We start from the raw sequence: 13,476 nt of genomic DNA, 5'->3' as shown, positions 1-13,476 counted from the left end.
GCTATCTCGTTACATAATATATAAGCTGCACTAAGCATTAACGAAATTAATCCAATTTAATATTTAAAGGAGCATAATATGGTTTATTTACTAGCAATCATTGCATTACTAATAACATTTATATTAGTCCCTGTTTTGATACCAACACTTAAAAGAATGAAATTTGGACAAAGCATTAGAGAAGAAGGTCCTCAAAGTCATATGAAAAAAACGGGTACACCAACTATGGGAGGATTGACTTTTTTATTAAGTATTATCATCACTTCTATATTAGCTATTATCTTTATGGATAATGCAAATCCAATAATATTATTGTTATTTGTAACTATTGGTTTTGGTTTAATCGGTTTTATTGATGACTATATCATCGTTGTTAAGAAGAACAACCAAGGTTTAACTAGTAAACAAAAGTTCCTTGCACAAATTGCTATTGCAGTTGTTTTCTTTATATTAAGCCAAGTGTTTAATTTAACGGATTTTTCAACTGGAATTCATATTCCATTTACTGATGTAGAAATTCCGCTTTCTATTGCATATGTCATTTTCATAGTATTTTGGCAAGTAGGTTTTTCAAATGCGGTTAATTTAACAGATGGATTAGATGGGCTATCAACGGGTCTTTCTATCATTGGATTTATTATGTATGCGTTAATGGCTTATATTCAAGGTGCTACTTCTATTGGTTTATTCTGTGTCATTATGATTTTTGCATTGCTAGGTTTCTTACCGTTTAACCTGAACCCTGCAAAAGTATTCATGGGGGACACAGGTAGTCTAGCGCTTGGTGGGATATTCGCTACAATTTCAATTATGTTAAATCAAGAATTATCTCTTATATTTATTGGTTTTGTATTTGTATCTGAAACACTATCAGTGATGATTCAAGTTACATCATATAAACTTACAGGCAAACGAATTTTCAAAATGTCACCGTTACATCATCATTTTGAACTCGTAGGTTGGAACGAAAGAAAAGTGGTTACTGTATTTTGGACAGTTGGTATTATTTCAGGTCTTATTGGTTTATGGATTGGAGTGAATTAAATTGCTGAAATATACAGGTTTAGAAGATGAAAATGTATTAGTAATCGGGTTAGCGAAAAGTGGTTATGAAGCTGCTAAGTTATTACAGGGACTGGGGGCCAACGTCGTCGTTAACGATGGTAAAGACTTAAGTCAAGATGCACATGCAATTGATTTGGAAAATATGGGTGTCAAAGTAGTTGGTGGTCAACACCCATTATCTTTACTTGATAACGAGCCGTTAATTTTCAAAAACCCCGGCATACCTTACACTGTGCCTCTGATCCAAGAGGCGCAACACAGAGGGTTGAAAATACTTACTGAGGTAGAATTGAGTTACTTAGTTTCTGAAGCGCCAATCATAGGAGTCACAGGTACAAACGGAAAAACAACGGTGACGTCACTAATTGGAGATATGTTTAAAAAAAGTAGGATAACTGGTAAATTATCAGGAAACATTGGTTATGTCGCTTCAAAAGTTGCGCAAGAAGTAAAGGCAAATGATTATCTAATAACAGAACTATCTTCGTTTCAGTTATTAGGTATTGACCAATATAAGCCACATATTTCTATTATAACGAATATTTATTCTGCCCATTTAGACTATCATGAAACCTTAGAAAATTATCAAAATGCGAAAAAACAAATATACAAAAATCAAACAGAAAATGATTATTTAATATGTAATTATCATCAGCGACACCTTATTGAATCCGAATCATTAAGAGCCAAAGCATATTATTTTTCGCCCCACCAAGAGGTTGATGGCATTTATGTGAAAGAAGGTTATATTACCTTTAAAGGTTTTCGCCTCATTCATAAAGATGATTTAGTATTACCTGGAGAACATAATTTAGAGAATATTTTAGCTGCTGTATTAGCCGCTTTATTAGCCGGTGTTTCTGTAAGAGCAATCATTGAAAGCTTGACAACATTCTCAGGAATTGAACATAGGCTGCAATATGTAGGGTCAAATAAAACAAATAAATATTATAACGATTCCAAGGCTACTAATACATTAGCCACACAGTTTGCGTTAAATTCATTCGAACAACCTATTATTTGGTTGTGTGGCGGTTTGGATAGAGGCAATGGATTTGATGAATTAATTCCATACATGAACAACGTCAGAGTGTTGGTTACCTTTGGGGAAACACAAGATAAATTTGTGAAATTAGGTGAAAACCAAGGGAAATATGTAATAAAAGCAACAGATGTAGAAGATGCAGTCGATAGAGTACAATCGGTTATTGAACCTAATGACGTTGTATTATTATCGCCAGCTTGTGCAAGTTGGGATCAATATAATACGTTTGAAGAGCGCGGAAATCGATTTATTAAACGTTTTCAAGCGCACTTACCTTCACTTTAAAGGGCGTGAAAATATATGTCAGATAAAGTAAGTGAATTTGACTCTGAATATTTAAAAGAGAAGCGAGCAAAACGTCGCAAAAAACAAAAACAAATTCAATATTCAGTGTTTGGTTTATTGTTGTTTGTGATACTGCTCATTCTTATTTATATGTTCACTCCATTAAGTAAAATTAATTCAGTGAAAATTGAAGGAAATGATAATGTATCTCAAACTTCAATTGAAAAAGCAATTAACGTTAAAGACGATTCTAGAATGTATACTTATAGTACTTCAAAAGCGATAAAAAACTTAAAGAAAAATGAATTGATTAAGGACGCAGAAGTTACTAAGCAACTACCAAATAAATTGAATGTCAAAGTGACTGAGAATCAAATTGTTGCCTTGACCAAAAAGAAAGATAAATACGTGCCCATACTTGAAGATGGTACAGAATTAGAAAATTACGAAGATGGCAATGTGACAGATGATGGACCGGTTTTAGAAGGGTTTAAAAAAGAGAAAAAAGATAAAATTATTCAAGAACTCGCAAAAATGTCTGCAAATGTAAGAGGTATGATTGCAGAAGTAAAATATGACCCACAAGAAAATTTGCAAAACCAAATTAAGTTATTTACAACAGATGAAATTCAGATAGTAGGGAATCTAAACACAATCGCAAATAAAATGAAGTATTACCCACAAATGTCACAATCACTAGAACGCGATGAATCAGGCAAATTAAAAAAATCAGGTTATATCGATTTGTCAGTAGGAGCATCTTTCATACCGTATAGTGGAGGAAGTACGACTAAATCAACAAGTGATCAAAATGTAGATAAAGGAAATTCAGAAGAAGATAAGTCAAAAGATGAGTTACAAAGTGCATTAAATAAGATTAATAAAGAATCAGACAAAAATAATTAAAAAATTTAGACAAATACATGTGTTTATAGTTCACAAGCATCAAAACGTATTGTAAACTGTTAATAGTGTGAACATGAATAAGTTATTGTCAGGAGGTGCCTATCTATGGAAGAGCATTATTATGTAAGTATAGATATCGGTTCGTCAAGCGTTAAAGCGATAGTAGGCGAGAAATTTCACAATGGAATAAATGTGATAGGTACAGGACAGACCTACACAAGTGGGATTAAAAACGGTCTCATTGATGACTTTGATATTGCAAAACAAGCGGTCAAAGACACAATTAAAAAAGCCTCTATTGCTTCAGGTGTCGATGTGAAAGAAGTATTTTTAAAACTTCCTATCATAGGAACTGAAGTATTTGATGAATCAAATGAAATAGAATTTTATGAAGATACAGAACTTGACGGTACACATATTGAAAGTGTGCTTGAAGGTATTCGTGAAAAAAATGACGTGCCTGAAACAGAAATTATAAACGCTTTCCCAATTAAATTTATAGTAGATGGAGATAATGAAGTATCAGATCCTAAAGAACTGATTGCAAGACATAGTTTGAAAGTCGAAGCTGGTGTCATTGCGATTCAAAAATCAATCTTAATAAATATGATTAAATGTGTAGAATCTTGTGGTGTAGATGTATTAGATGTTTATTCTGATGCATATAACTATGGCTCAGTTCTTTCAGCAACTGAAAAAGAACTTGGCGCATGTGTGATTGATATTGGCGAAGATGTAACACAATTGGCATTTTATGAGCGAGGAGAGCTTGTTGATGCTGATGCTATAGAAATGGCTGGAAGAGATATAACAGAAGATATAGCGAAAGGCTTAAATACATCATATGAAACAGCTGAAAAAATCAAACATCAATACGGGCATGCTTTCTTTGAATCAGCATCTGACCATGATGTATTCACAGTTGATCAAGTGAATAGTGAAGAAGAAGCACAATTCACTCAAAAAGATTTGGCAGATATAATCGAAGCACGTGTTGAAGAAATATTCTTTAATGTCTTTGATGTGTTACAAGAATTAGGGTTAACGAAAGTGAATGGCGGTTTTGTTGTAACTGGTGGTTCAGCTAATTTATTAGGTGTTAAGGAATTGTTACAAGATATGGTGAGTGAAAAAGTGAGAATTCATACTCCATCTCAAATGGGTATCAGAAAACCTGAGTTCTCTTCAGCGATTTCAACGATTTCTAGTAGCATTACTTTCGACGAATTACTAGATTATGTTACAATTAATAATCATGACAGTGAAGAATTCGAAGAAGAAGTCATCGAATCAAATGATCGAGAAAATAGTACGAAGTCAAGCGGATTTGATTGGTTCAAAAAGAAATCAAACAAACAAGAAGAGCCACATACATCAACTTCTGATTTAGAAGAACCAGAAGCGTCTGAGGCATACGAAGAAGAAGTCAATGTTGAACAAGACGAAGATCGTAAACCTCAAGACAAAGAAGAAGGTAAGTTCAAAAAACTTATGAAATCTCTATTCGATTGATTGGCCACTAAAACTAGGAGGAAATTTAAATGTTAGAATTTGAACAAGGATTTAATCATTTAGCGACGTTAAAAGTCATCGGTGTAGGGGGCGGCGGAAATAACGCTGTTAACCGAATGATTGACCATGGTATGAATAATGTTGAATTTATTTCAATCAATACGGATGGACAAGCTTTAAACTTATCTAAAGCTGAGTCTAAAATCCAAATTGGTGAAAAGTTAACACGTGGTTTAGGTGCTGGTGCAAACCCTGATATTGGTAAAAAAGCTGCAGAAGAATCCCGCGAACAAATCGAAGATGCCATTCAAGGTGCTGACATGGTATTCGTAACAGCTGGAATGGGTGGCGGTACTGGTACAGGTGCAGCGCCGGTTGTAGCAAAAATTGCAAAAGAAATGGGAGCGTTAACAGTTGGTGTTGTGACGCGTCCGTTCGGTTTCGAAGGTCGCAAACGTCAAACGCAAGCTGCTGCTGGCGTAGAATCAATGAAAGCTGCAGTAGATACATTAATCGTCATCCCTAATGACCGTTTGTTAGATATTGTTGATAAATCTACACCAATGATGGAAGCATTTAAAGAAGCAGATAATGTTTTACGTCAAGGTGTGCAAGGTATTTCAGACCTTATCGCAGTTTCAGGTGAAGTTAACCTTGACTTTGCAGACGTTAAAACAATTATGTCTAACCAAGGTTCTGCTCTAATGGGTATCGGTGTTTCTTCAGGAGAAAACCGTGCTGTAGAAGCTGCTAAAAAGGCCATTTCTTCACCATTACTAGAAACTTCTATCGTTGGTGCGCAAGGCGTGTTAATGAATATTACTGGTGGAGAATCACTATCATTATTCGAGGCACAAGAAGCAGCAGATATTGTTCAAGATGCGGCTGATGAAGATGTTAACATGATCTTCGGTACTGTAATTAACCCAGAATTACAAGATGAAATTGTAGTAACTGTAATTGCTACAGGCTTTGAAGATAAACCTTCATCTCAAGGTCGCAAAGCTTCAAATACTGGATTTGGTAGCAGCGCAACATCTGGAAATACTTCTGGAAAAGAAGACACATATGCGTCAAGTTCATCAAGCGCTTCTCAACCAGCAGATAATGCAAATGAAAGCAGAACACATACTACAAATGAAGATGATATTCCTAGCTTTATCAGAAACAGAGAAGAGAGACGTTCTAGAAGAACTAGACGTTAATAATAGATTGACTTCTTCTTCTTGTTAGTTTTTCATAATTATTAATATTTATTTAGACAACATAAAATATAAAGATGTCATCAGGTCCAAAGATCTGATGACTTTTTTGAATTAAAAGATTGTCATATTATTTAAGCGATATATATTATTGGGGGAAATGCTATTTTAAACTTTTAAAGTCGCCCAAATGAAGTAAGTGTTGGAACAGCTGGAGGTTTATAACATGCAAGATAAATTTATCAAAGATCGTCATATACTCAAATATGACGATGAACAATTAAATCATGTGAAATTGGGTATAACAACAAGAGAAGACGGATTAAGTGATTATCCAAGAAATGCATTCAATATGGCAAGATATATTGACGATAATCAAGATAACATTACAAAACATCAAGAATTATTAGCTTCTATAATTCAATTTCCAAGAGAGCAATGGGTTTTTCCGATTCAAACACATGAAAATCGAGTGGTTGAAGTTAATCAAGAAGACAGAGGCGCCAACATCGACTGTCTTACTCATGAGTTACATGGCGTAGATGGTTTTTATACCTTTGAAAAAGACGTTTTACTTACAATGTGCTATGCAGATTGTGTACCTATTTATTTTTACAGTGAAAAACATCAATATATAGGTTTAGCACATGCAGGTTGGAAAGGCACAGTTGGACAAATTGTTAATCAAATGGTGAAACATATACCGTTTGATTTAAATGATTTGAAAGTTGTTGTTGGGCCAGCGACCTCTAATTCTTATGAAATCAATGATGACATCAAGCATCAGTTTGAGGATTTACCGATTGATATCCATCAGTATATAGAGACAAGAGGTAAAAATCGTCATGGCATTGATTTGAAAAAAGCAAATGCTATGTTATTAGAGCATGACGGTGTTCCAAAAGATAATATTTATATTACAAATTATGCGACATCAGAAGATTTATCTTTATTCTTTTCATATAGAGTTGAAAAAGGCGATACAGGTCGTATGTTAGCTTATATTGGTCAATAACAAAGAGGTGTGTAGAAATTGGACGTACAACAAAGTTTAAAACAGATTAATGAGCAGTTAGAAATGCATTGTAAAAAAGGTAATATTTCAACATTGCCAGACGTGATAGCAGTGACAAAGTATGTTACAATAGAGCGAGCTAAGGATGCTTATAATGCAGGAATTAGACAGTTTGGTGAAAACCGTTTAGAAGGTTTTCAACAAAAAAAATCAGCTTTACCAGACGATGTTACCATGCATTTCATCGGTTCATTACAAACAAGAAAAGTAAAAGATGTCATCAACGAGATAGATTATTTCCATGCATTAGATCGTCTGAAATTAGCTAAAGAAATTAATAAAAGAGCAGAACATAGAGTGAAATGTTTTGTGCAAGTGAACGTTTCCGGAGAAACGTCTAAACAAGGTATTGCTTTAGATGAAGTTGAGACATTTATCAAGCGTTTAGAGCAATTTGAAAATATTGAAGTAATTGGTCTTATGACAATGGCACCATTTACGGATGATGCGCCGTATATTAAAAAATTATTTAAATTATTAAGAGCAAAAAGAGATGAAATTAAAGCGCTCAATTTAAATCATGCGCCGTGTACTGAGCTCTCGATGGGGATGAGTAACGACTTCCATTTAGCAGCTGAAGAAGGTGCGTCATTTGTGAGAATTGGGACTAAACTTGTAGGAAAAGAGGAGTGAGCCCCGTGGCTTTAAAAGATTTATTTAGTGGTTTTTTCGTAGTTGAAGAAGAAGATGACGATTTAAAAGCGCCACCAGAAGAAGAACAGAATCATCAACAAAATAAACAACAAGCACAGTCTCAGACAAATTATAATAACCAACAAACTGATAATACAGAAAGACAACGATTACAGTCCGTGCCCAAAAAACAACCAACAAGATTACAACAATCAACGAGTGAAAGGAAGTATCAGATGAATAACAGTGCACCTAAAAATAATACTAGGAACGTGGTGAACATGAATAATCAAGATCAAAACAATTATGACTTTGCCCAAGAAAGTTCTAAAATGTGTTTATTTGAACCACGTGTCTTTTCAGATACACAAGATATTGCAGATGAATTAAAAAATCGCAGAGCAACTTTAGTAAACTTGCAACGTATTGATAAAGTGTCTGCAAAAAGAATTATTGATTTTCTAAGTGGTACTGTTTATGCAATTGGTGGAGATATTCAACGTGTTGGCTCTGATATATTCTTATGTACGCCAGATAATGTTGAAGTTGCAGGAAGTATCACAGACCAGATTGAAAATATGGAATACCAAGGCGAATAGAGGTAAATAATAATGGATTTAAGTTTATTAGCAAATATATTTCAATTTATTTTATTCTTGGTTCAAATCTATTATTATGGAATGATTGTATATTTCTTTATGTCATGGCTACCGGGTGCACGTGAAAATAAATTCGGTCAATTTTTAACAAAAATATATGAACCGTTTTTAGAACCTTTCCGTAAGATTATCCCGCCAATTGGCATGATTGATATTTCATCCATTGTGGCGATTGTTGTTTTAGTTTTATTTAGAATGGGATTGGCAAATATTTTTAACTTTATAATCAATTCTTTAGCGTAATCTCTTCTATAAATGACTATTGAAACATAAGCGTTTTATGAAAACTAATGTATAAAATGAATGCCAAGCACCTAACGTTAAAAACGCGAGGTGCTTTATATTATATTTGGGGTGAAGTATCATCGATATTTATCAACATTTTAGAAAAGAAGAACATGAATTAATAGATCAACTTATAGATAAGTCTAAGCAAGCAAATGAACAATATGCTCCTGTTTTAACATCTTTTTTAGATCCACGCGGACAATATATTCTCAATGTGATTGTCGGCAGTTTTCAAGATTTAGAAGTTACTTTTTACGGTGGGCCTTTTGCAGAGAGGCAAAGAGCTATTATCGCACCAGAATATTTCCGACCAGAAGCTGAAGATTTTGAGATTAGTTTATTTGAAATCGATTATCCTCAAAAATTTGTTACGCTACAGCATCAACATATATTAGGTACTATTATGTCGTTAGGTATTGAAAGAGACCAACTAGGTGATATTTTGATAGACGATCGTATACAATTTACTTTGACAAAACAGTTGGAATCTTATATTATGTTAGAATTAAATAAAATCAAAGGCGCTACAGTCAAACTAAATGCTATACCTGTAAAAAATATGATACAATCAAAAGAGCATTGGCGCTCATTTGATACGACTGTGAGCGGTTTGCGATTAGATGTTGTATTAAAAGAAATTATTCGTAAATCTCGTTCTATTGGTAAACAGTTAATAGAGAAAAAGCGTGTCAAAGTCAATCATACCATTATTGATTCAGTTGATTTTCAATTAGATCAAGGCGATTTATTATCTGTTCAAGGGTATGGGCGAGCAATGATTACCGATATTGGTGGAAAAACAAAAAAAGATAAAATTCGTATTTCCTACAAAACTTTATTTAAATAAGTTATACTTATAGAACGTAAAATGAAATTATCTAATGAATAACAAATGAAAAATATGAAACCGAATGTATAAAAATTGAAATTTTGTTTATTATATTTAATGAAATACTAAAATAGTGTATTATAGAAGGAGGACACGGACGCATGGCTTTTACACCAAGTGAAATAAAAAACAAAACATTTACACGTGTGAAAACGGGTTTGGAACCAACTGAAGTTGAAAGTTATTTAGAACAACTTAGCAATGAAATTGAACGTTTAAAAGAAGATAAAGCACAATTAGAAAAAGTAATCGAAGATAAAGAAACGAATATTCAATCTTATAAAGATGTACATCAATCTGTGAGTGATGCTTTAATTCAAGCAAAACAAGCTGGAGAAGAAACAAAAGAAGCAGCAAACAAAGAAGCTGACGCAACAATTGCTAAAGCTAAGAGTGAAGCTGATCGCATTGTCAATGATGCAGTTGAAAAGGCACGTCGTCTTTCTTTCCAAACAGAGGATATGAAACGTCAATCAAAAATATTCAGATCCCGTTTTCGCATGTTAGTAGAAGCACAATTAGATTTACTCAAAAATGACGATTGGGATTATTTATTAAATTATGATCTTGATTCTGAACAAGTAACTCAAGAAAATATTAACCATTTAAACGAAAATGAATTAACTGATGAAGAAAAAGCTATGAAAGCAAGAGCAGAAGCCGATAGTACAGCAGAGGCAGATGCGCAAGCAACAGCTGATGGAACATCAAATGATAAAGAGAATAAATAATGAACAGCAGACGCGTAAGAAACAGTCAATATATCAAAGCGAGTTAGGGATAGTGTGAGCCTAATATATGTTTGTTTCTTACATCACTGGTGTTTTAACCAAATATAAGCAATGAGAGAACTCTAAGTTGAGTTAATCAGGGTGGTAACGCGGTGAATATCGTCCCTGTTAATTGAACTTAGAGTTCTTTTTATTGTTAAAAATAAATTTAGCCAGAATATTGTCATAAGGAGTGTAGGAAATGGATTATAAAGATACGTTATTAATGCCAAAAACGGAGTTTCCAATGCGTGGAGGTTTACCAAATAAAGAACCAAAAATCCAAGAAGAATGGGATGCTCAAAATATTTATCAAAAAGCACTAGAACAAAATAAAGGTAACGCACATTATATTTTACATGATGGTCCACCATACGCGAATGGAAGTTTACACATGGGGCATGCGCTAAATAAAATACTAAAAGATTTTATTACGCGTTATAAAACAATGCAAGGATTCTATACACCTTACGTTCCAGGTTGGGATACACATGGTCTACCAATTGAGCAAGCACTTACTAAAAAGGGTGTTAAACGTAAAGAGTTGTCAATTGCTGAATTCAGAAGAAAATGTGAAGCGTTCGCATTAGAACAAATTGAAAATCAGAAAAAAGATTTTAAACGACTTGGCGTTAAAGGTGATTTTGTGAATCCATATATCACATTAAAACCTGAATATGAGGCTGCTCAAATTCGTTTATTTGGTGAAATGGCGGACAAAGGTCTTATTTATAAAGGTAAAAAGCCAGTTTATTGGTCACCATCCAGTGAATCTTCACTAGCAGAAGCAGAAATTGAATATCAAGATAAGCGTTCACCCTCTATCTACGTGGCATTTGATGTTAAAGATGGCAAAGGTATTGTAGATGAAGATGCAAAATTTGTAATCTGGACTACAACACCATGGACATTACCATCCAATGTAGCAATCACAGTGCATCCAGATTTAGCTTATGGTCAATATAACGTAAATGGTGAAAAATACATTATCGGCAGAGATTTAGTAGCTAGTGTTGCTGAAGCGTTAGAGTGGGATGAAGATGCCATTGTATTAGAAAGAGAATTCACAGGGAAAGAACTAGAATACGTTGAAACGCAACATCCATTTGTTGATCGAGTTTCACTAGTGATAAACGGACAACACGTTACAACAGATGCTGGTACAGGATGTGTTCATACAGCGCCTGGCCACGGGGAAGATGACTTTGTTGTTGGACAAAAATATAATCTACCAGTTATTAGTCCTGTGGATGACAAAGGCGTATTTACTGAAGAAGCCGGACAATTTGAAGGTATGTTCTATGATAAAGCGAATAAAGAAATTACGGATCTCTTAAAAGAGAACGGTTCATTATTAAAATTAGAATTTATGACACATAGTTATCCTCATGATTGGCGTACTAAAAAACCTGTAATCTTCCGTGCAACGCCACAATGGTTTGCGTCTATTGATAAAGTACGTCAAGATATCTTAGATGCAATCGAAAATACGCACTTTAAAGTTGATTGGGGCAGAACGCGTATTTACAACATGGTAAGAGATCGTGGTGAATGGGTCATTTCACGTCAACGTGTTTGGGGCGTGCCATTACCGGTATTTTACGCAGAAAATGGCGACATCATTATGACTAAAGAAACAGTTAATCATGTTGCAGATTTATTCCAAGAACATGGTTCAAACGTCTGGTTTGAACGCGATGCAAAAGATTTATTACCTGAAGGATTTACACATCCAAGTAGCCCTAATGGTGAATTTACGAAAGAGACAGATATCATGGATGTTTGGTTTGACTCAGGTTCGTCACATCGCGGTGTATTAGAAGAACGTCCTGAACTATCTTATCCTGCAGATTTATATCTCGAAGGTAGTGACCAATATCGCGGTTGGTTTAACTCTTCAATTACAACTTCTGTTGCAACAAGAGGCATTTCACCATACAAAATGTTACTTTCTCACGGATTTGTTATGGATGGGGAAGGTAAAAAAATGAGTAAGTCATTAGGTAATGTTATTGTGCCTGACCAAATTGTGAAACAAAAAGGTGCAGATATCGCACGTCTTTGGGTAAGTAGTGTTGATTATTTATCAGATGTTCGTATTTCGGATGAAATCTTAAAACAAACGTCTGACGTATATCGTAAAGTTAGAAATACATTACGATTTATGTTAGGTAACTTAAATGATTATAATCCAGTAACGGATGCAATAGCTGAAGCAGATTTATTAGAAGTAGATAAATATTTATTAAATAGATTACGCGAATTTACTGCTCATACATTAGACAACTATGATAACTATGATTATTTAGATATTTATCAAGAATTACAAAACTTTATCAATGTTGAACTAAGTAATTTCTATTTAGATTATGGTAAAGATATTTTATATATCGAAGCGCAAAATGCACATAAACGTCGTAGTATGCAAACGGTGTTATACCAAATCGTAGTAGATATGACGAAATTATTAGCGCCTATTTTAGCGCATACATCTGAAGAAGTATGGTCTCATATTCCACACGTTGAGGAAGAAAGTGTTCATTTAAGCCGTATGCCAGAACGCGTAGAAGTAGACACCGAATTTATGGAAAAATGGAATACATTTATGAAATTACGTGATGATGTGAATCGTGCTTTAGAAGTTGCGCGTAATGAGAAAGTCATTGGAAAATCATTAGAAGCAAAAGTCATTATCGGCAATAACGATCAATTTGATGCTACATCATTCTTACAACAATTTTCTGACTTACAGCAATTGTTTATTACTTCTCAAGCAGAAGTAGTAGATAAAGTTGAAAATGGCGAATCATATCCATATGGAGATATCCGTATTGAACATGCACATGGTGAAAAATGTGAACGTTGTTGGAATTATAGTGAAGCATTAGGCGCTGTAGGCGAGTTAGATAATCTATGTCCACGTTGCCAAGCAGTAGTTAAAACACTTGTTTAAGTGTTATTCAAATAACATTTATTTTATAATATGTGAAATGAGGAATAGGATAGAAAACGCAGTGTTTAAAAAGGTTTCGATATGTTCCTAGCATAGATGCCTTGAAAGAAATATAGCTTGATATAAGCTTATTTTCATACCAAACAACTATTGCTAATAACAAAGATGAGTCTGAGACATTTCTTATGTTTCAG

General features: G+C 34.0%; 11 protein-coding genes and 1 pseudogene. All 12 read left to right on the top strand.

Going from position 1 to position 13,476, the window contains the following annotated elements; translation table 11 throughout:
• Positions 1-78 precede the first annotated feature (78 nt).
• The 12 genes and pseudogenes from mraY to ileS all read left to right on the top strand — a co-directional run bounded on the left by mraY (position 79) and on the right by ileS (position 13,282).
• Positions 79-1,044: a phospho-N-acetylmuramoyl-pentapeptide-transferase gene (gene mraY / locus KA900_RS03525; RefSeq protein ID WP_210139306.1), complete on the top strand. Its 966-nt coding sequence runs from the start codon at positions 79-81 to the stop codon at positions 1,042-1,044.
• A 1-nt stretch (position 1,045) separates the two neighbouring features.
• Positions 1,046-2,395, top strand: a complete 1,350-nt coding sequence (gene murD / locus KA900_RS03520; RefSeq protein WP_119487927.1) for a UDP-N-acetylmuramoyl-L-alanine--D-glutamate ligase — start codon at positions 1,046-1,048, stop codon at positions 2,393-2,395.
• Positions 2,396-2,446: 51 nt separating this feature from the next.
• Positions 2,447-3,301, top strand: a pseudogene (locus tag KA900_RS03515) (cell division protein FtsQ/DivIB); the annotation flags it as partial.
• Positions 3,302-3,406: 105 nt separating this feature from the next.
• Positions 3,407-4,813 (top strand): cell division protein FtsA, encoded by a 1,407-nt coding sequence (gene ftsA, locus KA900_RS03510; protein ID WP_103372924.1) that lies wholly within the window; start codon positions 3,407-3,409, stop codon positions 4,811-4,813.
• Between the two features lie 29 nt (positions 4,814-4,842).
• Positions 4,843-6,018 (top strand): cell division protein FtsZ, encoded by a 1,176-nt coding sequence (gene ftsZ, locus KA900_RS03505; protein ID WP_096810337.1) that lies wholly within the window; start codon positions 4,843-4,845, stop codon positions 6,016-6,018.
• Between the two features lie 223 nt (positions 6,019-6,241).
• Positions 6,242-7,030: a peptidoglycan editing factor PgeF gene (gene pgeF, locus KA900_RS03500; RefSeq protein ID WP_115342227.1), complete on the top strand. Its 789-nt coding sequence runs from the start codon at positions 6,242-6,244 to the stop codon at positions 7,028-7,030.
• Between the two features lie 18 nt (positions 7,031-7,048).
• Positions 7,049-7,723, top strand: coding sequence for a YggS family pyridoxal phosphate-dependent enzyme (locus tag KA900_RS03495; RefSeq protein WP_119487925.1), 675 nt, complete (start codon positions 7,049-7,051; stop codon positions 7,721-7,723).
• Between the two features lie 5 nt (positions 7,724-7,728).
• Positions 7,729-8,322, top strand: coding sequence for a cell division protein SepF (locus KA900_RS03490; RefSeq protein ID WP_119487924.1), 594 nt, complete (start codon positions 7,729-7,731; stop codon positions 8,320-8,322).
• 12 nt (positions 8,323-8,334) lie between these two features.
• The gene (locus KA900_RS03485) at positions 8,335-8,625 is read left to right on the top strand and encodes a YggT family protein (RefSeq protein WP_096810333.1); all 291 of its coding nucleotides are present in this window, start codon (positions 8,335-8,337) and stop codon (positions 8,623-8,625) included.
• Between the two features lie 118 nt (positions 8,626-8,743).
• Positions 8,744-9,517, top strand: coding sequence for a YlmH family RNA-binding protein (locus tag KA900_RS03480; RefSeq protein WP_115342225.1), 774 nt, complete (start codon positions 8,744-8,746; stop codon positions 9,515-9,517).
• Between the two features lie 143 nt (positions 9,518-9,660).
• Positions 9,661-10,290 carry a DivIVA domain-containing protein gene (locus tag KA900_RS03475; protein WP_119487923.1) on the top strand — a complete coding sequence of 210 codons (630 nt, stop codon included), beginning with the start codon at positions 9,661-9,663 and terminating at the stop codon, positions 10,288-10,290.
• Positions 10,291-10,531: 241 nt separating this feature from the next.
• A complete protein-coding gene (gene ileS / locus KA900_RS03470) occupies positions 10,532-13,282 on the top strand; it encodes an isoleucine--tRNA ligase (RefSeq protein ID WP_096810330.1) in 2,751 nt (916 codons plus the stop codon).
• Positions 13,283-13,476: the final 194 nt, after the last annotated feature.

Source organism: Staphylococcus sp. GDY8P120P (genome assembly GCF_017892065.1).
Classification (GTDB): domain Bacteria; phylum Bacillota; class Bacilli; order Staphylococcales; family Staphylococcaceae; genus Staphylococcus; species Staphylococcus nepalensis.
This window is presented reverse-complemented; position numbering and strand designations above follow the sequence as displayed.

Coding starts and splice junctions, on each gene's coding strand:
- mraY (WP_210139306.1), top strand. CDS start 79: ATGGTTTATTTACTAGCAATCATTGCATTACTAATAACATTTATATTA.
- ftsA (WP_103372924.1), top strand. CDS start 3,407: ATGGAAGAGCATTATTATGTAAGTATAGATATCGGTTCGTCAAGCGTT.
- ftsZ (WP_096810337.1), top strand. CDS start 4,843: ATGTTAGAATTTGAACAAGGATTTAATCATTTAGCGACGTTAAAAGTC.
- pgeF (WP_115342227.1), top strand. CDS start 6,242: ATGCAAGATAAATTTATCAAAGATCGTCATATACTCAAATATGACGAT.
- KA900_RS03485 (WP_096810333.1), top strand. CDS start 8,335: ATGGATTTAAGTTTATTAGCAAATATATTTCAATTTATTTTATTCTTG.
- KA900_RS03475 (WP_119487923.1), top strand. CDS start 9,661: ATGGCTTTTACACCAAGTGAAATAAAAAACAAAACATTTACACGTGTG.
- ileS (WP_096810330.1), top strand. CDS start 10,532: ATGGATTATAAAGATACGTTATTAATGCCAAAAACGGAGTTTCCAATG.